This window comes from Kocuria subflava, assembly GCF_012163155.1.
GTDB classification, from domain to species: Bacteria; Actinomycetota; Actinomycetes; order Actinomycetales; family Micrococcaceae; genus Kocuria; species Kocuria subflava.
This window is the reverse complement of sequence record NZ_JAAVUN010000002.1, coordinates 190,114-210,999: the sequence shown is the minus strand read 5'-3', so window position 1 is coordinate 210,999 and position 20,886 is coordinate 190,114. Positions and strand designations below refer to the sequence as shown.

At 64.2% G+C, this 20,886-nt stretch carries 18 protein-coding genes; 6 read left to right on the top strand and 12 right to left on the bottom strand.

Annotated elements, in window-relative coordinates; genetic code table 11:
* Positions 1–48: 48 nt before the first annotated feature.
* From GTW58_RS02435 to GTW58_RS02415, 5 genes are all read right to left on the bottom strand, one after another.
* Positions 49–1,113 carry a COX15/CtaA family protein gene (locus GTW58_RS02435; protein WP_232818039.1) on the bottom strand — a complete coding sequence of 355 codons (1,065 nt, stop codon included), beginning with the start codon at positions 1,111–1,113 and terminating at the stop codon, positions 49–51.
* A 122-nt stretch (positions 1,114–1,235) separates the two neighbouring features.
* Positions 1,236–2,039, bottom strand: coding sequence for an ABC transporter permease (locus GTW58_RS02430; RefSeq protein WP_189587233.1), 804 nt, complete (start codon positions 2,037–2,039; stop codon positions 1,236–1,238).
* Entirely contained in the window at positions 2,036–3,040 is a 1,005-nt protein-coding gene (locus tag GTW58_RS02425; RefSeq protein ID WP_119933048.1) for an ABC transporter ATP-binding protein, read from the bottom strand. The genes GTW58_RS02430 and GTW58_RS02425 overlap by 4 nt, the downstream gene beginning before the upstream one ends.
* A 53-nt stretch (positions 3,041–3,093) precedes the next feature.
* On the bottom strand, positions 3,094–4,002 hold the full coding sequence (locus tag GTW58_RS02420) for a dihydrodipicolinate synthase family protein (protein ID WP_232818040.1): 909 nt from the start codon (positions 4,000–4,002) through the stop codon (positions 3,094–3,096).
* Positions 4,003–4,020: 18 nt separating this feature from the next.
* Positions 4,021–4,962 (bottom strand): heme o synthase, encoded by a 942-nt coding sequence (locus GTW58_RS02415; RefSeq protein WP_255409143.1) that lies wholly within the window; start codon positions 4,960–4,962, stop codon positions 4,021–4,023.
* 425 nt (positions 4,963–5,387) lie between these two features.
* Between GTW58_RS02415 and tkt the strand changes: the two genes are divergently transcribed.
* From tkt to GTW58_RS02385, 6 genes are all read left to right on the top strand, one after another.
* Positions 5,388–7,505 (top strand): transketolase, encoded by a 2,118-nt coding sequence (tkt, locus tag GTW58_RS02410; protein WP_119933019.1) that lies wholly within the window; start codon positions 5,388–5,390, stop codon positions 7,503–7,505.
* A gap of 26 nt (positions 7,506–7,531) precedes the next feature.
* Positions 7,532–8,638 carry a transaldolase gene (gene tal, locus GTW58_RS02405; protein WP_119933020.1) on the top strand — a complete coding sequence of 369 codons (1,107 nt, stop codon included), beginning with the start codon at positions 7,532–7,534 and terminating at the stop codon, positions 8,636–8,638.
* A 111-nt stretch (positions 8,639–8,749) separates the two neighbouring features.
* The gene (locus tag GTW58_RS02400) at positions 8,750–10,369 is read left to right on the top strand and encodes a glucose-6-phosphate isomerase (RefSeq protein WP_119933021.1); all 1,620 of its coding nucleotides are present in this window, start codon (positions 8,750–8,752) and stop codon (positions 10,367–10,369) included.
* Between the two features lie 14 nt (positions 10,370–10,383).
* Positions 10,384–11,925 carry a glucose-6-phosphate dehydrogenase gene (gene zwf / locus GTW58_RS02395; RefSeq protein WP_119933022.1) on the top strand — a complete coding sequence of 514 codons (1,542 nt, stop codon included), beginning with the start codon at positions 10,384–10,386 and terminating at the stop codon, positions 11,923–11,925.
* Positions 11,922–12,866, top strand: coding sequence for a glucose-6-phosphate dehydrogenase assembly protein OpcA (locus GTW58_RS02390; protein ID WP_052209544.1), 945 nt, complete (start codon positions 11,922–11,924; stop codon positions 12,864–12,866). The genes zwf and GTW58_RS02390 overlap by 4 nt, the downstream gene beginning before the upstream one ends.
* Positions 12,850–13,707, top strand: a complete 858-nt coding sequence (locus tag GTW58_RS02385; protein WP_157980493.1) for a 6-phosphogluconolactonase — start codon at positions 12,850–12,852, stop codon at positions 13,705–13,707. The genes GTW58_RS02390 and GTW58_RS02385 overlap by 17 nt, the downstream gene beginning before the upstream one ends.
* A gap of 131 nt (positions 13,708–13,838) precedes the next feature.
* Here the strand turns inward: GTW58_RS02385 and secG are convergent, their stop codons facing one another.
* The 7 genes from secG to rapZ form a co-directional block, all read right to left on the bottom strand.
* Positions 13,839–14,099, bottom strand: coding sequence for a preprotein translocase subunit SecG (secG, locus tag GTW58_RS02380; RefSeq protein WP_047690206.1), 261 nt, complete (start codon positions 14,097–14,099; stop codon positions 13,839–13,841).
* 55 nt (positions 14,100–14,154) lie between these two features.
* On the bottom strand, positions 14,155–14,970 hold the full coding sequence (tpiA, locus tag GTW58_RS02375) for a triose-phosphate isomerase (protein WP_119933024.1): 816 nt from the start codon (positions 14,968–14,970) through the stop codon (positions 14,155–14,157).
* 45 nt (positions 14,971–15,015) lie between these two features.
* Positions 15,016–16,236 carry a phosphoglycerate kinase gene (locus GTW58_RS02370; RefSeq protein WP_047690202.1) on the bottom strand — a complete coding sequence of 407 codons (1,221 nt, stop codon included), beginning with the start codon at positions 16,234–16,236 and terminating at the stop codon, positions 15,016–15,018.
* A gap of 184 nt (positions 16,237–16,420) precedes the next feature.
* Positions 16,421–17,425: a type I glyceraldehyde-3-phosphate dehydrogenase gene (gene gap / locus GTW58_RS02365; protein WP_119933025.1), complete on the bottom strand. Its 1,005-nt coding sequence runs from the start codon at positions 17,423–17,425 to the stop codon at positions 16,421–16,423.
* A gap of 352 nt (positions 17,426–17,777) precedes the next feature.
* Complete coding sequence (gene whiA / locus GTW58_RS02360) at positions 17,778–18,761, bottom strand: DNA-binding protein WhiA (protein ID WP_119933026.1); 984 nt, start codon at positions 18,759–18,761, stop codon at positions 17,778–17,780.
* A gap of 107 nt (positions 18,762–18,868) precedes the next feature.
* Positions 18,869–19,951 carry a gluconeogenesis factor YvcK family protein gene (locus GTW58_RS02355; RefSeq protein WP_052209540.1) on the bottom strand — a complete coding sequence of 361 codons (1,083 nt, stop codon included), beginning with the start codon at positions 19,949–19,951 and terminating at the stop codon, positions 18,869–18,871.
* 1 nt (position 19,952) lies between these two features.
* A complete protein-coding gene (rapZ, locus tag GTW58_RS02350; RefSeq protein WP_119933050.1) occupies positions 19,953–20,786 on the bottom strand; it encodes an RNase adapter RapZ in 834 nt (277 codons plus the stop codon).
* Between the last annotated feature and the right edge of the window lie 100 nt (positions 20,787–20,886).

The following is a 20,886-nucleotide window of genomic DNA, read 5'->3' as shown; positions in this document are numbered from 1 at the left end:
ATTCATTCCCGGTGACTAGGAAGGCTCACCTCAGTAGGTGTGCGCGCCTCAGTGCGTGGGGTCCGTGACCGAGCTGGTGGTGACGTCTGCGGGGTGAGCAGTCAGCGCAAAGGCCTTCTCCACGGCAAAGGCCACCACGGAGACCATCAGGGCGGATCCCACCAGGTGCAAGCTGACCGCCACAATCGGCAGTCCGTTGAAGTATTGGTAGAAACCCACCATTGCCTGCAGCACCACCACGAGCCCCACCAGCGCGTATGCCCGCCACACCGGCTGTGGCCAGGAGCGGCGTCCCATGACCAGGGCGGCAAGCACAAGTGCCACCAACAGGTACGCGGGAATGGCATGGGCACGGGTGATCATCACGGCGTCAAAGGTGTGGCGGACCACTTCACCGGCATCGCCGGAGTGGGGGCCCGTGCCCGTGACCAGCGTGCCCAGATAGACGATCACCAGTGTGAGCAATCCCATAACAATTACCATGCCCCGAATGACGCCGCGGGCGTGTTGCGCCTGGCCGGGTTGTTCGCGGTGGTCGACGTCATGAAGGCTCGCCCGGCGGACCCGGTTCACGTAGGTGGCCGCCAGGTAGATCATGACGGCGGAAATCATGAAGTGGATGCCCACGATCCACGGGTTCAGCCCGGTCCGTACCGTGATGCCCCCCACCACCGCCTGCAGCGGAATGCCCAAGCCCAGGAACAGGGTCAGCAAGAAGAAGTCACGACGCTCCCGCCGCATCTTCAACACCGCCAGGAAGGCCAGGATGGCCACCACGGCCAGGGCGAACGTCAGCAGGCGGTTGCCGAACTCAATGGCACCGTGAATGCCCATCTCCGTGGTGGAAGTCCAGGATTCTTCCGTGCACCGCGGCCATGTGGGGCAGCCCAGACCGGAGCCGGTCAGGCGCACCAGTCCCCCGGTGAGGATCAACAGGGAGTTGGCCAACAGGGAGGCCCACGCGGTCAGGCGCACCCAACCGTCCACCTGGGTCCGCAGGAAGAACGACGACGCCCGCTCACCCAGCGTTTCCGGCTTCCCCTCAGGGCCGGGACCACCGTCAGGGTGTGCCTGGCCGGAGCTGGACGGGGTGCGGGCGGGGGCGGAACTCACGGGGTCACATCCATACAGGGTGGTGGTTTTCAGGGCCGATCCAGTCTAACGCCGGGACACCACTGGGAGATCGGGGCTCAGCTCCGGCGGGACCGTACGCACAGCTCAGCGGAACGCTCTTGTCAGCTCCAGCGGAACCAACGCGCAGTGGCCGCCCAGGCGATGGCAGCCCATGCCGCCAGGACAACAACTGGCCCCAGCAGAGCACCGGGGTCATCAGGCACCATCACGTGCCGCAGACCGTCAGCCAGGGCAGCCGATGGCAACAACCCGATCAGCGGCGCCAGCCACTCCGGCAGCGCGGAGGCCGGAGCCAGCGTGCCACCGACCACAGCCAACAACACCCACAACAGATTGACCACGGCCAGTGTTGCCTCCGCCCGCATGGTGCCTGCCGCCAACAGGCCCAGTCCGGTGAAAGCCACCGCTCCCAACACCAACAACGGGGCGGCCTCCAGCAGTGCGGACGCGGAGGGGTGCCAACCCATGAACCATGCAACCGCGCCGATCAACACGGTCTGAGCCGCCAACACCAACAGGATGGCGCCGAGCTTGCCGGCAATCAGACCACTGCGCCCCAGAGGTGTGGTGGCCAGCTGACGCAGCACGCCGTATCGACGATCAAAACCGGTCTGAATCCCCTGTCCGGAGAAGGCGTTGGAGATCACGCTGAGCGCCAAAACTCCTGGCACGGCGTAGTCCAGACGGCTGGCGCCTGCTGGCAGCACGGAGTCCAACAGATCCATCCGGGACAGGGCAACCAGGGCGATCACCGGCAGAATCACCAGCAGCAGGAGTTGCTCGCCGTTGCGCAACATGGTCAGGGCCTCATACCGGGTCTGGCTGATGACCCGGCGCCACATGGGTGCGGGATGTGCGGTGCGCGGGTTCGCCGTCGTGGTGATGGAACGTGCGCTCGTGTTCATCGGATCTCCCGTCCGGCCACTGCCAGGAAAACGTCCTCCAGGGTGCGCGGCTGCAATGTCATGGACGTGGGCAACTCTCCTGTGGTGGCCAGCCAGGTGGTGATCTCCTCCAGCAGTTGCGGCCCAAAGGTGCCGGTCACGGTGACCTCCTCCTGGTGCATCTCAACCTGCACACCGGACTCAGGCCCCGCACCCGTCAACGACGGCGGCGCCTCCTCCCACAGGTCACGTTGCCTGGCGGTCAGGCCCACGCGCAGCACTCCCGTGGTGTCATCCCCGGCAATCAGCTCGGCGACCGTACCCGACCTCCGAACGGTTCCCCGGTCCACGATCACCACGTGATCGGCCAGGCGTTGGGCGTCGTCCAACAAATGGGTGGTCAGCACAACTGCCGTGCCGCGCTGTTTGAGCTGGGCGATCAGGTCAAAGACCACGGCGCGGGATTGCGGGTCAAGGCCTGCTGAGGGTTCATCCAAGAACACGACCTCCGGATCCCCGGCCAAGGCTGCGGCCAGGGCCACGCGCTGCTTCTGGCCGCCGGAGAGGCGACGCAGCGGAGTCTTGAGGTAGGAGTTGATGCCCAGGGTGTCCATCAGTTCTTGCATGTCCGCAGGCCGGCGGTACATGGAACTGATGTGTTTGAGGAACTCACCGGGGCGGGCGCTCTGGGGCAAGCCACCGTCCTGCAGCATCACACCAGCCCGCGCGCGCAGTGCTGGCCCTGCGTTCCACGGGTTCTCCCCGAGGAGCCGAACGCTGCCGCCGGTTGGTTTCAGCAAACCCTGCGCACACTCCAAAGTGGTGGTCTTGCCCGCGCCGTTGGGACCCAACAGGGCGGTGACCTGGCCGTGAGCCGCCTGGAAGCTCAAGCCATTGACGGCCTTGACACTGTGATGGCCTCTCCCAGCAGCAACCTTGAACTCCATCTGGAGGTTGCAAACCTCCAGCGCCGCTGCCGTGTTGGTGGTGGCGGAGTCTTGAGGTGAGGGGGGTGGCGTCATCTGGTCCATGGGCACTGAGCCAGTGTAGGTACTTCAGCGCCCGCCGTTGGAACTCACGCGCGCAGCGCTGCTCGAACCACCTGGACAGCTTCGGCTATCCGCTGCCGACTTTGGGACGTCACGGGGTGAATGGGTCGGCGGGGTGCTGCCGTACGGACCCCACAGACGTCGTTGAGCGCGTAGATGGAACTCAAGGGTCGTTCCCAACGCAGGACGTCGATCAATGGCGCAAAGGCCTGTTTCCACCGGGCCAGTGCCTCCCGGTCCTGGGTCACGGCAGCGGCGCGGAAGGCCACGAATTCCTCCGGGAGAGCCGCAGCCAAGCCGGTGTGCCAGGCCATGGAGGGATCGGCGTCGTCAATGATCAGTTGTGGGCTGGCCACGCCAAAGGAAGTCCCGGGTTCACACAGTTGGTCGAACAGGTGGCGGCGGTTCTGCAGGGCCCGGACGGAATCAGCGGTGTCCTTGAAGGCCACCACGTTCTCCAGATGGGTCAGTTCCGCGGCCAAATCCACGGGGTAGACAAAGCCCGTGGTGGCGGGGTTGTTGTCCAGGCACAGGGGAAGGCCCACGGAGGAGGCCACGGTTTCCACCTGGTCAGCGATCTCCGGGGAGCGCAAGGCCACGTAGGACAGCGGGTTGACCACCAAGGCATCCGCCCCGGAGTTCTCCGCATCCCATGCCAGTTCCAACACCTGCTGAGTGGTCAGCGCGGAAATCCCCACGCCCACCGGCACGCCTGATCCGGCGGCTGCAGCCGCGGCAGTGCGGACGACGTCGCCGCGTTCGTCGTTGCTGAGGTAGGCGAAAGAACCGGCGGTGCCCAGAACGCAGATCTCGTCAACACCCGATTCGGACAGGGCGCCCACCTGCTGGGACAGTGCCTCCAGGTCCAATACTCCTCCGGGGGCAAAAGGCGTGACCGGATAGGCCACCAGACCGGAGAAGCGCATGCTCAGCATGGTGGGCAGTCTACGGGGTCACAGAATGGGGCCACCCACAAAGGGGTCCACCGCAACGGCCACGAAAACCAAGGTCAAGTAGGTGATGGAGCCGTGGAACACGCGCATGGCCTGTTTGTCGGTAGCTTCCCCGGCATTGGCCAGGCGCAGCAGACGGTGGCATTCGTAGACAAACCAGGCACCGGCCGCCAAGGACACGCTGGCATAAAGCCACCCCGCGCCACCCACAGGCACCAGCAGCAACGAGCAGATGGCGGTCGCCCAGCCGTAGAGCACCACCTGGGAGGCCACTTTGCCCGCAGGTGAAATGGCACCCAGCATGGGAATCCCGGCGCGGGAGTAGTCAGCGGCGTACTTCATGGACAGCGGCCAGTAGTGCGGCGGGGTCCAGAGGAACACCACGGCAAACAGCACCACCGCCGGCCACTCCACGGTGCCGGTCACGGCGGCCCAGGCGATCAGCACGGGCATGCAACCGGCCACGCCACCCCACACAATGTTCTGGGAGGTGCGGCGCTTGAGGATGATCGAGTAGAAGACTGCGTACAGGAAGATCGCCACAGCCGTCAGCACAGCTGCCAGCAGGTTGACGAACACCAGGAACCAGATCACGGAGACCACGGCCACGATCCAGGCAAAGATCAAGGCCTCCCGATCCCCCACCACACGCGTGACCAGCGGCCGCTTGGAGGTGCGCTTCATCACGCGGTCGGATTCGCGGTCAATGTAGGAGTTGAAAGCTCCGGCCGCACCGGCCGAGAGCGTGCCGCCAATCAAGGTGTTCAGGATCAGCCAAAAACTCGGCATGCCCTGCTGGGCAAAGATCATGGTGGGCACCGTGGCGATCAGCAAAAGCTCCACAATGCGCAGCTTCATCAGCTGCAGGTACGCCTTGATGCGGTCCATCAGGGAGGTGTTGCGGCCTGCTGCAGGCTCGTGAGCGTCACCGGGGGCAGGGATCACGGCGTGCTCCGAGGCGTGCGTTGAGCTCACGTGTTTCGCTCTCCCTGACGTTGTTGGTGGTGCTGAGGTGATGGCGGTGCTGACTAGGCAGTGCTGTTCTAGCGGTACTGAGTTGGCGTTGCGTGATGTGCCAGTCATGGCAATGGACACAACGGAATTCCGCCCAGTCTAGCGCGAAACACCACATTCGGCAGGCATTCGCTGACCGGTCCTGCTGCGCCCGATCCCAGATGTATCATGGCTCACGCCGCAGTTATGCCGCACGCGCAATCAGCAGGAAACCCTCCGTAGGCAAATACGGGTCCCCACGGGTGTGACTTAGGCTGATCATCGAACAGCACCGCGTCTGCCCGATCTGGTGCGCCCAGATCGGCAAGCACGGTGCCATCAGCGAACCGTCTCATTGGAAGGACAGTGTTCCCGTGCCTCAGTCTGAGCAGCTCACCTGGACCGATCTTGATCGCCGAGCCGTGGACACCGTGCGTGTTCTGGCTGCTGATGCCGTGGAGAAGGTTGGCTCAGGCCACCCCGGCACGGCCATGAGCCTGGCGCCCGCCGCCTACCTGCTGTTCCAGAAGGTCATGCGCCACGATCCCTCCGATGACCGTTGGACCGGCCGCGACCGCTTCATCCTCTCCCCCGGCCACACCTCGCTGACGCTGTACCTGCAGCTGTTCCTGGGTGGGTTCGGCCTGGAGATGGAGGACATCGAGTCGTTGCGCACCTGGGGCGCCAAGACCCCGGGCCACCCTGAGTACCGGCACACCAAGGGCGTGGAGATCACCACCGGCCCCTTGGGTCAGGGTCTGGCCTCCGCCGTGGGCTTTGCCTACGGACAGCGCTACACCCGCGGCCTGTTCGATCCGGAAGCTGCACAGGGCGAGTCCCCCTTTGATCACCACATCTACGTCATCGCCTCGGACGGTGACCTCCAGGAAGGCGTAACCTCGGAGGCGTCGTCGTTGGCGGGGCACCAGGAACTGGGCAACTTGGTGGTCATTTACGACCAGAACCAGATTTCCATCGAGGACGACACCGACGTCGCGTTCACCGAGGACGTCGCCATGCGTTACGAGTCCTACGGCTGGCACGTCCAGACCGTGGACTGGACCAACGGTGGCGGCGAGTACCAGGAAAACGTCCAGGCGCTGTTCGATGCCATCAAGGCAGCCGAGGCCGAAACCTCCAAGCCGTCCTTGATCAACCTGCGCACCATCATTGGCTGGCCTGCTCCCAACAAGCAGAACACCGGCGGGATCCACGGCTCCAAGCTGGGTGCAGAAGAGTTGGCAGCCACCAAGGAGGTGCTCGGCTTTGATCCCGAGCAGCACTTTGTGATCGACGACGACGTCCTGGCCCACACCCGTGAGCTCCTGCAGCGTGGTGCGGATGATCGCAAGGCGTGGGAAGAGACCTTCCAGGCCTGGCGGGAAGCCAACCCGGAGCGTGCCAAGCTCTACGACCGCCTGCGCGATGGCGAGTTGCCCCAGGGTTATGCGGATGCGTTCCCGGTGTTCGAAGCCGGCAAGGACGTGGCCACGCGTTCCGCCTCCGGCAAGGTCATCAACGCCATTGCGGACACCTTCCCCGAGCTGTGGGGTGGATCGGCTGATTTGGCTGGGTCCAACAACACCACCATTGAATCTGCGGCCTCGTTCATCCCGTCCGAGCACTCCACTGCCAAGTGGACGGGCAATCCGTACGGCCGTGTCCTGCACTTCGGCATCCGCGAGCACGCCGCTGCTTCGATCGTCAACGGCATCACCATGTCCTCTCAGACCCGGGCCTTCTCCGGGACGTTCCTGATCTTCTCCGACTACCAGCGTCCGGCGGTCCGCCTGGGCGCGCTGATGAAGGTCCCCGCCATCCACGTGTGGACCCACGACTCCATTGGTCTGGGTGAGGACGGCCCCACGCACCAGCCCGTGGAGCAGCTTTCCTCCTTGCGCGCGATCCCGGGGTTCGACGTCGTGCGGCCTGCGGATGCCAACGAGGTCTCCGTGGCCTGGAGGACCGTCCTGGAGAACCGGGAACGGCCGGCCGGCCTGGCACTGACCCGGCAGAACGTGCCCACGTTCCTGCGCGAAGGCATGGAGGGTGACGGTGAGAAGTTGGCCTCGGCCGAAGGCGTGGCCCGCGGCGGTTACGTCCTGGCTGACACCGACGGCACCCCGGACGTGATCCTGATCGGCACCGGATCCGAGGTCCAGCTGGCTCTGGAGGCCCGTGAGTCCTTGGCAGCCGAGGGCATCAAGGGTCGTGTGGTCTCCATGCCATGCCGCGAGTGGTTCGACAACCAGGACGCCGACTACCGGGAATCCGTGATCCCCTCCGCCGTTCAGGCACGCGTGAGCGTTGAGGCGGGCATTGCCATGTCCTGGAACGACATCCTGGGCTCCTACGGTCGCGCGGTATCCCTGGAACACTTCGGTGAGTCGGCTGCTTACGAGAAGCTCTACCAGGAGTTCGGCATCACCGCCAAGGACGTCGCCTCCAAGGCCCACGAATCCATAGACGCCGTGGCTGCAGCCCAGCGCTGAGCCCACCAACTGCAAAGGAGTCCGCAATGACTGCCTCAACCAAGAAGCTTTCCGATGCCGGCGTGTCCATCTGGCTGGACGATCTCTCCCGCGAGCGTCTGACCAGCGGGAACCTGCAGGAATTGATCGACACCAAGGACGTGGTGGGTGTGACCACCAATCCCACGATCTTTGCCGGTGCTCTCTCCAACGGTGCTGCCTATGCGGACCAGGTCAAGGAACTGGCCGCTGCCGGCGCGGACGTGGACGAAGCTGTTTTCACCATCACCACGGATGACGTCCGGGACGCCTGTGACGTGTTCGCCAACATTGCAGAGGCCACCCAGGGCCAGGACGGCCGCGTGTCCATTGAGGTGGACCCGCGTCTGGCCAATGACCCGGAGGCCACCGCCGCCATGGCCCGGCGGTTGTCGGACACCATTGACCGGGACAACGTGCTGATCAAGATTCCGGCCACGGAGGCCGGTCTGCCGTCCATTGCCGAAACCCTGGCAGAGGGTGTCTCCGTGAACGTCACGCTGATCTTTTCCTTGGAGCGCTACCGTGCCGTGGTCAACGCCTACATGTCCGGGTTGGAAAAAGCTCTGGAGAACGGCAAGGACCTCTCCACCATTCATTCGGTGGCCTCCTTCTTTGTCTCGCGCGTGGATTCTGCCGTGGACGCCAAGCTGGAGGAGATCGGCACGGATGAGGCTTTGGCGCTGAAGTCCAAGGCCGGTCTGGCCAATGCCCGTCTGGCGTACCAGGTGTACGAGGACTCCATTGGCACCGAGCGCTGGAAGCGTCTGGAATCCGCCGGTGCCAACCGTCAGCGTCCCCTGTGGGCCTCCACCGGCACCAAGGACCCGGCCCTGCCGGCCACCCTGTATGTGGACGGCCTGGTTGCACCCAACACGGTCAACACCATGCCGGAGAAGACTTTGGACGCCACGGCTGAGCAGGCCCAGATCACCGGTGACACCATCACCGGCACCTACCAGGAATCCAACGCCCTGTTGGATCAGTTGGCGCAGCTGGGCATCGACTACAACGACGTCGTGGCAAAACTCGAATCCGAAGGTGTGGAGAAGTTCGAGGCCTCTTGGGCCGAGCTTCTGGAAACCGTTCAGACCGCGCTGGATCAGGCACGCTGATCCGCTGATGTGTGTGGGTGTGGCCGGTTGACCGGTCACACCTGCACACATCTCCACCCACCGAACACCCCATGCATGCAGGAGCGCCACCGGGCGCTCAGAGAGGACGTCATGAGTTCCCTGTCCGTGATGCTCAACGGTGCCGCCAGCAAGGCAGCCGACCGCCATGTTCCCACCCTGGTGGAGGAAAAGTTCGCCTCCCGGTTGTTCGCCAAGGACCACACCATGTGGGGCCCTGCTGCGGAGGACGAGTCCTCCAAGCGCCTGGGATGGGTGGATGCCTCTGAGGTCTCCCGCCCTCTGGTTGCTCAGATCAATGAGCTGCGTGAGTCCTTTGCCGCAGAAGGCGTGGACCGATTCGTACTGGCCGGTATGGGTGGCTCCTCCCTGGCCCCTGAGGTGATCACCAAGACCGCCGGCGTGGAGCTGTTCGTGTTGGACTCCACCGACCCCGTCATGGTGCAGGCGGCCCTGACCAAGGACATTGCCCGAACCGCTGCCGTGATCTCCTCCAAGTCCGGTTCCACGGTGGAGACCGATTCTGCACGCCGTGCATTTGAGAAGGCCTTCAACGACGCCGGAATCGATGCCGCGCGCCGTCTGGTGGTGGTCACCGACCCCGGTTCCCCGTTCGATCAGGCATCCCGGGACGCCGGTTACCGTGCGGTATTCACGGCTGATCCCACCGTCGGTGGGCGCTTCTCCGCCATGACGGCCTTTGGCCTGGTCCCCTCCGGTCTGGCCGGCGTTGACCTGGAGGCCCTGCTGGACGAGGTGGACGAGGCCGCCGAGGTGCTGCGTGAGGACGCCGAGGACAACCTGGGCCTCCTGCTGGGCGCGGTCATGGGCGGTACCACTCCCCTGCGCAACAAGTTGTTGATCCAGGACTGCGGCTCCGGGATCGTTGGATTTGCCGACTGGGCCGAGCAGCTCATCGCCGAGTCAACCGGCAAGGACGGCACCGGCATCCTCCCGGTGGTGGTCACCGACGACGTCCCCGAACTGAAGGCTCCCGTGGCATCTGACGTTCTGCCCGCCTACCTGGTTCCGCAGGACACCGAGACTGCACCCGAAGGCGATGCCGTGGCTGTGGCCGGTTCCTTGGGCGCCCAGATGCTCCTATGGGAAGTCGCGACCGCTGTGGCCGGCAAGCTGCTGGGCATCAACCCCTTTGACCAGCCCGATGTGGAGTCCGCCAAGACCGCCACCCGTGCCGTGCTGGCCGACAAGCCTGAGCCCACCCCCGCTGTCCTGGTGGACGGCTCCGTGGAGATCCGCGGTGCCGCCGATCTGTTGGACGGGGCACAGAACCTGACTCAGGCCGTCGTGGCCCTGCTGGACCGGTTGCCGGCTGACGGCTACGTCTCCATCCAGGCCTACTTCGACCGCCTGACCTGGACCGAGTTGGAGGATGCTCGCCCCCTGGTGGCCACTGCCACGGGCCGTCCCACCACCTTTGGCTGGGGACCCCGGTTCCTGCACTCCACGGGCCAGTTCCACAAGGGTGGCCCCGGTGTGGGCGTGTTCCTGCAGATCACTGCTGACTCGGAGACCGACCTGGAGATTCCCGGGATCCCGTTCACCTTTGGCGAGCTCATCTCCGCCCAGGCCGACGGCGATGCCCAGGTCCTTGAGGAGCACGGCCGCCCCGTGCTGCGTCTGCGTCTGACGGACCGGGAGACCGGGGTCTCCCAGCTGCTGGACGTGTTGACTGCACTCGCCCAGCGCTGAACCAGAGGAGCAAAGTGCCCACCTCCAACGCGCACACCAACCCCCTACGGGATGATCGCGACAAACGCCTTGTGAGGGTCGCCGCCCCGTCCGCGCTGGTGCTCTTTGGCGTCACCGGGGATCTGGCCCGCAAGAAGTTGTTGCCGGCCATGTATGACCTTGTGAACCGAGGGTTGCTGCCGCCGTCGTTCTCCTTGGTGGGTTTTGGCCGCCGTCCGTGGAGCGCCGACGACTTCCGCGCCTACGTCCGGGAATCGGTGGAAGCCCATGCCCGCACGCCGTTCCAGGACGTGGTGTGGGACCAATTCGCCGAAGGTCTGCGGTTTGTCCAGGGTGAATTCGATGACACCGCTGCCTACCAGAGCCTGCAGAACGTGCTGCGGGACCTGGATCGGGAACGTGGCACCCGGGGCAATCACGCCTTTTACCTCTCCATTCCGCCCAAGGCCTTTGAAGTTGTCTGCCACCAGTTGGCGGAGAACGGTCTGGCGGATCACGAGGACGCCTCCGGGTGGCGGCGTGTGGTCATCGAAAAGCCGTTCGGCCATGATCTGCGCTCAGCCCAGGAGCTGAACCAGATTGTGGAGTCCGTGTTCGCCCCGGATGCGATCTTCCGGATCGATCACTACCTGGGCAAGGAAACGGTGCAGAACCTCTTGGCCATGCGCTTTGCCAACACCATGTTTGAACCGCTGTGGAACGCCAATTACGTGGACCACGTGCAGATCACCATGGCAGAGGACATCGGCATCGGCTCCCGCGCCGGTTATTACGACGGCGTGGGTGCTGCCCGTGACGTCATCCAGAACCACCTGCTGCAGTTGTTGGCGCTGACAGCCATGGAGGAGCCCTTCGACTTCTCCGCCAAGGCTTTGCAAGCTGAAAAGGCCAAGGCGCTGGCTGCTGTGCGTCTGCCGGAGGATCTGAGTGAGGGTTCTGCGCTGGGTCAGTACCAGGGCGGGCTGCAAGGTGGCCAGGAGGTCAAGTCCTTCTTTGACGAGGACGACATCCCGGATGACTCGCGCACGGAGACCTTTGCCGCCTTGAGGTTGGAGGTTTACAACCGGCGGTGGGCCGGGGTGCCGTTCTACCTGCGTGCCGGCAAACGTCTGGGGCGGCGGGTCACGGAGATCGCCGTGGTCTTCAAGCGCAGCCCGGACCGGTTGTTCACCACCCATGACACCGGTGAGTTCGGCAACAACGCCATTGTGATCCGCATTCAGCCGGATGAGGGTGTCACCATCCGGTTTGCCTCCAAGGTGCCGGGCACCCAGGCGGAGATCCGGGACGTCACCATGGACTTCGGTTACGGGCACGCGTTCACGGAATCCTCCCCCGAGGCCTACGAACGCTTGATCTTGGACGTGCTGCTGGGTGAACCGCCGCTGTTCCCCCACCACGAGGAAGTTGAACTCTCCTGGAGGATCCTGGATCCGTTCGAGGAGTACTGGGAGGCCAACGGGGTGCAACCGGAGGGTTATGCACCCGGCTCCTGGGGGCCGCCGTCTGCAGATCGACTGATGGAACGTGATGGAAGGACGTGGCGCCGGCCATGATCGTCAATCTGGAGAACACCACCACCTCTGCCATCGACAAACAGCTGCACCGTCTACGTGACGAGGGCGGTGTGGTTGCCCTGGGCCGTGTGCTCACGCTGGTGATCATGGCAGAGGCGGGGCACTCGGAACGCGCCCTGGATGCAGCCATCCTGGCCAGTCACGAGCACCCCTGCAGGATCATCATGCACGTGTCCCACTCGGCCTCGGACTACACCCGCCTTGACGCCCAGTTGCGCATTGGTGGCGACGCCGGCGCCTCCGAGGTGGTGGTGCTGCACGGTTACGGGGAACTGGCCGAGCCCTCAGAGATGTTGGTCTCTGCGCTGTTGTTGCCGGATGCACCGATTGTGGCCTGGTGGCCCCATCGGGTTCCCAATAAGCCCTCTGATTCGTCCATCGGCAAGATTGCCCACCGGCGCATCACTGATTCCTCCAATGCCCAGAACGTGTGCGAGGCCTTGACCCATCTGGCACAGCAGTACGCCCCCGGAGACACTGATGTGTCCTGGACGCGTCTGACCAACTGGCGGGTCCAGCTGGCTGCTGCCATGGACCAGGCCGAACCGGGCCCGGTCTCAGAAGTGGTGGTCACCGGTGCAGCCGACTCATCACGAGTGCACCTGCTGGGTGCCTGGCTCAGTGGGCGGCTATCGGCTCCGGTGCGGTTTGTGCACCCGGAGAAGTCTCAGCACGGTTTGGGCGGTGTTCGTTTGGTGCGTCCCAACGGGGACATCGCCTTGGAACGCCCGGGCAACTCCCTGGGGACTTTGATCCAACCTGGCCAACCGGATCAGCGGGTGGCCATCCCCCACCGTGAGCTCAGTGCCTGCCTGGCTGAAGAACTGCGTCAGCTGGACCCGGATGAGGTCTACGGCGAGGTTCTGGCCTCTGCCGTGCACGTACTGCCCTGTGGTGTGTGTGGTGAAGGCGCTGCCTGAGCACCCTGAAGGTGTGCAACCGGAGGGTGTGCACCCTGAAGGTGTGAACGCTGAAGGTGTGCAACCTGATGTTGTCAGGGAACAGACCACGGCCCTGTTGGTGGAGCATGTGGCGGCCCGGGTCAATCAGGTTCTGGTGGAGGCGCAGGAGGACCGCGGCAGAGCGTCCTTGGCGCTGACTGGCGGTCCACTGGTCATCACCGCCATTCAGGCATTGGCTGCCTCCACCAGGACTGCCGAGTTCGTTCCCGACTGGAGTTGCGTGGACCTGTGGTGGTGTGAGGAGTACTTCCTTCCCCAGGAGCACCCACAGCGCAATGCGCAGCGTGCAGCAGCCGCCTCTGAGAACTTCATGTTGCTCAGCCAGGTGCCCCCGGAGAACGTCCACGTGATCGGCGACTCGGACCAGTTCTTCACAGCCGAGGATGCCGCCGCTGACTACCTGGCGGAGTTGAAGGCGGCCGCTGACGCTGACGGCAACGGGGGTGAGTTCCCCATCGTTGACATCGCCCTGTTGGGTGTTGGTGCTCACCAGCCTGTGGCCGCCCAGATGTCAGGTTCCACGGGCGCCCAGGCGCTTGATTTAGACCGGTTGCCTGAGCCAGGCCGGATGCATGAGGCTACCGTGGTGGTGTGCGGCTCCCACCAGGAGCCATCTCCTCTCATCGCCATGACTCTGCCCCTGATCTCGACCTCGCACCACTTGTGGATGTTGGCCTCAGATGCACAAGAGGTGGCAGCAGCTCAGCAGTTGGTGCGCAACACAACTGCAGGAGGATCACAGGGCCTGGGTGTCTCCGGTCAGTTCTCCACGGTCCTGTTCACCACCTCGGAGGACTGAGTTCTACGCATTGTGGACCGCCATCAGCTCTCGATGGCGGCCCACAATGCGTAGAACTCGCATCACCACAGATGTGAGGCCCGGATCCCACAAGGATCCGGGCCTCACATGTTCTCAAGCCAGTTGGCTGCTCAGACTCCAGCGGCCGTGGTGGCAAAACGCATGGTCAGGGCAAAGCCCACAATGCACAGTGCCCACACAATGATCACCGTGGTGGTCAGACGCACCAGGTTCTTCTGCGCGACGCCGGAGGTGTTCAACGACTGTGTCATGCCGCCGCCGAACATGTCCGACAAACCGCCACCCTTGCCCTTGTTCAGCAGGACCAGCACCACAGCCAGCAGACTGGTGAGCACAATCACCACCAGCAGGATGTCTTGCAGAATATCCATGGTTCAGTCCTTGAGGCGTGCAGCCTTGAGATGGTTGTCGGGGTTCAAGCCCTGATCAGTCCGTGACCAGGTGCTGCTCGAACTTGGCAATGTTAGCAAACTCCTCAGCATCCAAGCTGGCACCGCCCACCAGGGCACCGTCCACGTCCTTGCCCTTGAGGATGGCTCCCACATTGGAGGACTTGACGGAACCGCCGTAGAGGATCCGAACCTTGTCCGCGGTCCCGGCGTCGTAGAGCTCGGCCAGATCTGCGCGGATGGCCTGGGCCATTTCCTGTGCGTCCTCCGGACCTGCCACCTCACCGGTGCCGATCGCCCAGACGGGCTCGTAAGCGACGACGACCTTGGCCACCTCTTCTGCAGAGAGACCCGCGATGGATCCGCGCAGCTGCTCCAGGGTGAAGCTCACGTGCTCGCCGGCCTTCCGGGAGTCCAGGCCCTCGCCGATGCACAGCACGGGCAGAAGGTCGTGACGGAAGGCGGCGTTGATCTTGGCCAGGCACTGCTCGTCAGATTCACCGTGGATGGTGCGGCGCTCCGAGTGGCCCACCAGCACGTAGGTGCAACCCAGCTTCTTCAGGAACTCACCGGAGATGTCACCGGTGTAGGCCCCGGAGTCCTGGTCGGAGAGGTCCTGGCCACCGTAGACAACCTTGAGGTCATCACCGTCAACAATGGTCTGCACGGAGCGGATGTCCGTGAACGGCGGGAAGACGGCCACCTCCACACGACTGAAGTCGTGCTTGGCGTCCTGCAACGTCCAAGCCAGCTTCTGCAGCAGGGCAACACCCTGCTGGTGGTCCATGTTCATCTTCCAGTTCCCGGCAATCAGCGGGGTGCGGTCGAACTGACCGTTGGTCTGCGAAGTCATGTGTACTCCTAAGAGATAGTGATGTGATCCGGGCTGACGGCTGCGTCAGCCGATGACGGAAACGCCGGGGAGGTCCTTGCCCTCGATGAACTCCAGGGAGGCACCGCCACCGGTGGAGATGTGGCCGAACTGGTCATCGGAGAAGCCCAGGGTGCGCACGGCTGCGGCGGAGTCGCCGCCACCGATCACGGACATGCCCGATCCGTTGGCCAAAGCTTCCGCAACGGCCTTGGTGCCACCGGCAAAGGCTTCCATCTCGAACACACCCACTGGGCCGTTCCAGAAGATGGTCTTGGCCTCGGAAATGGCATCCGCAAAGGCCTTGGCGGAGTCCGGACCGATGTCCAGGCCCATGCCGTCTGCGCCCAGTTCGCCACCTTCGATGTCGTTGACCGGGCGGACCTCGTGCTTGGCGTCAGCCTTGAACTCAGCGGCGTAGACAACGTCCGTGGGCAGCACGATCTCCGTGCCGGCCGCGGTTGCCTTGTCCAGGTAGCCCTTGACAGTCTCCACCTGGTCTTCTTCCACCAGGGAGCCACCAATGGAGTAACCCTGAGCCTTCAGGAAGGTGAACACCATGCCGCCTCCGATCAGCAGCTTGTCCGCCTTGCCGATCAAGTTCTCGATCACGGCCAGCTTGTCAGAGACCTTGGATCCACCCATGACCACAATGAACGGGCGCTCGGGATTGGAGATGACCTTGGTGAGCACGTCCACCTCAGTCTTGACCAGATCGCCCAGGTAGGCCGGCAGAATCTTGGCGACGTCGTAGACGGAGGCATGCTTGCGGTGCACGGCACCAAAAGCGTCTCCTACGAATGCGCCGTTTTCACCAGTGAGGGCCGCCAGTTCCTTGGCCATCTCGGTGCGCTCGGCCTCGTCCTTGGAGGTTTCGCGAGCGTCAAAACGGACGTTCTCCACCACCAGCACCTGGCCGTTGGTCAGAGCAGCTGCCTTGGCCTGGGCGTCCTCCCCGGTGACGTCGGTGGCGGTGACCACGTCGAGGTCGGAGAGCTCAGCCAGCTTGGCTGCAGCCGGAGCGATTGAATACTTGGGGTTGGGTTCACCCTTGGGGCGGCCCAGGTGGGCGGTCACGATCACGCGGGCGCCGGCCTTGGAGAGCTTTTCGATCACGGGCAGGGAGGCGCGCACGCGGCCGTCGTCGGTCACGGTGGAGCCGTCCAGGGGAACGTTCAAGTCTGAGCGCACCAGGACGGTACGGCCTTCAACGCCTTCGTTGAGCAGATCTTCCAGGGACTTGGCCATGGCAGGTGTTCCTTTCATTCAGGAATGGATCGCAGGTTCAAGACAGGTAATGGGTTCAGCAATGACAACGCGCGGGGTGCCCGCAGCGGTGCTGCGCACACCTCGCGCGTCCATCAGCGGAGGTTGCCCGTTGTCCGGTACCGGTTCATGACCACGTAACGGCGCGGACAATCCTGGCGCGGAATCAGAACTTGGAAGCCACGAAGTTGGTCAGGGAGACCAGACGGGAGATGTAGCCCCACTCGTTGTCGTACCAGGCGATGACCTTGACCTGGTTGTCGATGACCTTCGTCAACGGGGCATCGAACACGGTGGAGACCGCGTAGCCTTCGATGTCCTTGGAGACGATCGGGTCCTCGGTGTACTCGATGATGCCCTTCATGTCACCCTCGGCAGCTTCCTTCAGAGCCGCGTTCACGGACTCCACGGAAACTTCCTGCTCGGCGTCGAAGGTGAGGTCGACCATGGAGCCGGTGGGGGTGGGGACGCGAACGGCAAAGCCGTCCAGCTTGCCCTTGAGCTCCGGCAGCACCAGGCCGACGGCGGCAGCGGCACCCGTGGTGGTGGGAACCATGTTCAGGGCGGCGGCGCGGGAGCGGCGGAGGTCGCTGTGGGGGGCGTCCTGCAGGCGCTGATCAGCGGTGTAGGCGTGAATGGTGGTCATCAGACCGGCCTTGATGCCGAACTTGTCGTTCAGGACCTTGGCCAGCGGTGCCAAGCAGTTGGTGGTGCAGGAAGCACCGGAGATCAGGTTCATGGACTCGGAGTCGTAGGACTCGTGGTTCACGCCGTAGACGAAGGTGCCGTCCACTTCCTTGCCGGGAGCGGAGAGGATGACCTTCTTGGCGCCTGCATCCAGGTGAGCATGCATTTCCGGGCCCTTGGCAAAGCGGCCGGTGGACTCGATGACGATGTCCACGTCCAGCTCGCCCCAGGGCAGCTTGGTGGGATCCGGCTCGGCCAGGAACTTGACCTCGTGGCCGTCCACGGTCATGGAGTCACCGTTGAGGGTGACCTCACCGGGGTAACGGCCGTTGATGGAGTCGTACTTGAGAAGGTGAACCAGGGTCTTGGGGTCGGTGAGGTCGTTGACGGCAACAACCTGGATGTCCTGGCCCTGCTCCTGCACGGCGCGGAAGAAGCCGCGGCCGATGCGGCCGAAACCGTTAATGCCAACCTTGATGGTCACTGGGATCGATCTCCTATGCGTTCGGTGACGTCGTCCGACGAGTGCTCTGCCAGTCTGCCTGGCCTACGGTCGCCTGACATCTAATGGTCGGAAGTTGCCGTGTGGTTTTGTGAGGGATCTTGACTCCTAAGAGTTGCGATCCCAACCGGTCGGTCCCGCCGTCCTGGCGACGACCTCACGAGCTATCCCGCTCAGTTGCCAGTCTAGAGGCAAGACCAGGCACATGCCAGACCATTTCTGGATTTCCTGAGCTTTTCTGACTCAAACCCAACCAATCCCACATCTGCTCTGTTTCACGGGTTTGTGTTCGCTCTCAGCGGGTTACGCCGTGCGTGTCTGCCGGTGCATGCGGTCACAGACCGTGCTCGACCTCGTGCCCCACGCTGGCCTCCGTTCCGGGAACGCCCAGTTCCTCGGCGCGGCGATCGGCCATGGCCAGCAGCCTGCGGATACGACCGGCAATGGCGTCCTTGGTCAGGATGGGATCGGACAACCGCCCCAACTCATCCAGGCTGGCCTGCTTGTTGGCCAAGCGCAGCTGGCCGGCCGCGCGCAGGTGGTCCGGGACGTCGTCGCCCAGCAGTTCCAGAGCGCGCTCCACGCGCGCTCCCGCTGCCACGGCGGCCTGGGCGGAGCGGCGCAAATTGGCGTCGTCAAAATTGGCCAGACGGTTGGCGGTGGCCCGGACCTCCTTGCGCAGACGCCGGTCCTCCCACGTCAGCAACGTGTCATGTGCGCCCATGTGGGTCAGCAGCGTGGCGATGGCATCGCCGTCGCGAATGACCACGCGATCTCCCCCGCGGACCTCGCGCGCTTTGGCAATCACGTCCAGGCGGCGTGCGGCACCCACCAGAGCCAGGGCGGCCTCCGGTCCCGGGCAGGTGAACTCCATGGCGGCGGACCGGCCGGGTTCGGTCAACGAGCCGTGGGAGAGGAAGGCGCCGCGCAGCACGGCCTCGGCATCCCCGATCGAGCCGTTGACGATCACCGGTGGCAAGCCGCGGACGGGGCGGCCGTGAGAGTCCAGCAGGCCGGTACGGCGGGCCAAGGCCTCCCCGTCACGGACCACGCGCAACACGTAGTGATTGCCGCGGCGCAATCCCCCACCGCTGATCACGCCGAGTTCGCAGGTGTGTCCGAACTCTTCCATGATGGTGGCGCGCAGGCGCCGGGCCACGGCAGCGGAGTCCAGTTCAACTTCCACCACGATGCGGCCGGAGACAATGTGCAGACCACCTGAGAATCGCAGAACGGTTGATAGTTCGGCCCGGCGTTCGGAGGCCTTCTTGGTCTCCAGCCGCGCCAACTCGTCCTTGACCGATGCCGTCAGCGACATCTGATTCCTTTCCGCACGGGGTCATGGCCTGATCTGTGGGCAGAGCATCCCCGCAAACAGATCCCCCATAGGCTACCCGCAGAGCACCACTTGTGTGATGGGAGCCTTCAGCCGCCCATGACCTCCTGGTATGCGGCGGCAAGTTTGAACGGTGAGTGCACCTGCTGCCCGGAGCCACGGCGCAAGTCCGCAAAGTGCACTGCCGCGCCCATGGCCGCGGCCACCTCTTCCAGGTGGGCACGGTCCTCCACCGCACTGGGGTCAACCACCACGGCGTCGATGCGCAGTTCCGGTGCATGATCGTGCAGGACCTGCAGTTCCTGAGCACTGGTCTTTCCGGCAGTTTCTGCGTCACGGGACAAGTTCATGGTGATCACCCGCTGCCCCTCCGTGTGGGCCAAGGCCTGGCGCAATTCCGGCAGCAGCAGGTGCGGCAACACGGAGGTGTGCCAAGAACCGGGGCCCAGAATCACGCAGTCGGCGGCCTCCACGGCATCCAGGGCCTGCTTGCACACGACGGCTCCCGGGGGTTGCAGCCGTACGTTTTTCACGAACGGCTCCTTGGCCAGCGCCACCTGACCGGTGACGGTGCGAACACCGTCCGTGCCTTCCACATCTCCCTCGATCACCAGTGGTGTGATCGACATGGGCAGCACCTGCCCTTGGGCCCGCAGCAGAGCACCGGCCCAGCGCAGCCCCTCCACCGGGTCTCCCAGCAATTCCCACAAGGTCACGATCAACAGGTTGCCCAGCGCGTGCCCTTCCAGGGGTGTGTTGTGCTCGGGCAGGGCACCGAATCGGTGCTGCATCACATCCCGCCAGGTCATGCCCCAGTCGGAATCGTCACACAGGGCAGACAACGCCATCCTCAGATCCCCCGGCGGCAGAACCTCCAGTTCCTCACGCAACCGCCCGGAGGATCCGCCGTCGTCGGCCACGGTGACAACAGCCGTGAGGTGATTGGTCAGCAAACGCAATGCAGACAACGACGCCGACAGCCCGTGGCCACCACCCAGCGCCACCACGGCTTTGCCTGCACCGCGGTGGGGGCGGGCAGGAACGTCATCCCGCTCCCGAGCACGGGTGCGATCAGCACGCGGTGCCGTGAAGGGCACTGTGGGAATGGAACCCGTGGGAATGGAACCTGTGGGCAAATCCGGGTAGAACGAGCCGGAGGCGGAAGTGGTCATCTCATTCCCGCCCGATGTCCCGGTGCTCCACGTTCACCGTGACCCGCGGGAACTTGGACAGCCGCCGTGCGACTTCCTCCGTGACGGCCACCGACCTGTGCTTACCACCGGTGCAGCCAATGGCGATGGTGGCGTAGTGCTTGTTCTCCGTGCGGTATCCGTTGAACACCGGCTCCAACATGGAAGTGAACATCTCCACGAACTTGCGGGTGCCCTCCTCCTTGAACACGTAGTCGCGGACTTCAACATCCTTGCCCGTACGGGGCCGCAAGGCAGGCACCCAGTGGGGATTGGGGATGAATCGGACGTCGGCCACGTAATTGGCATCCGCCGGCAGCCCGTACTTGAAGCCGAAACTCATGACGGTCAGGTGCAGCACCACCGGGCCATCCGTGGTGTAGAGGTCCGCCACGGCCTTGGACAATGCGTGCACGTTGTACGTGGAAGTGTCCAGGACAATGTCTGCGGACTCGCGCAGGTCCTTGAGCAGAGCGCGTTCGGCGGCAATCCCGTCCATGATCCGGCCACCCGCCTGGAGGGGGTGCGGGCGGCGCTGATGTTCGTAACGGGCCACCAAGGATTCATCCGAGGCCTCCAGGAACAACACGGAGAACTCCACGCCGCTGGCCTCCATGGCGGCCAGGGTTTCCCGCATGTCGTTGAACAGCGCCTTTCCGCGGACATCGATCACCACGGCGAGGCGCGGGATGGCTTCCGGAGTGCGGGAGACAAGGTCCGCCAGGGTCTGCAGCATTTGCGGTGGAAGGTTGTCCACCACGTACCAACCCTGGTCCTCCAGTGCATTGGCAGCCGTGGAACGCCCGGCACCGGACATTCCGGTGACCACCAGCAATTCGGCTTTGCGATCGGGCTGGGCCACTCGATTGGACTCGGACGTGGATGGGGACGAGGACTGGACAGGTTCCTGGGCAGGG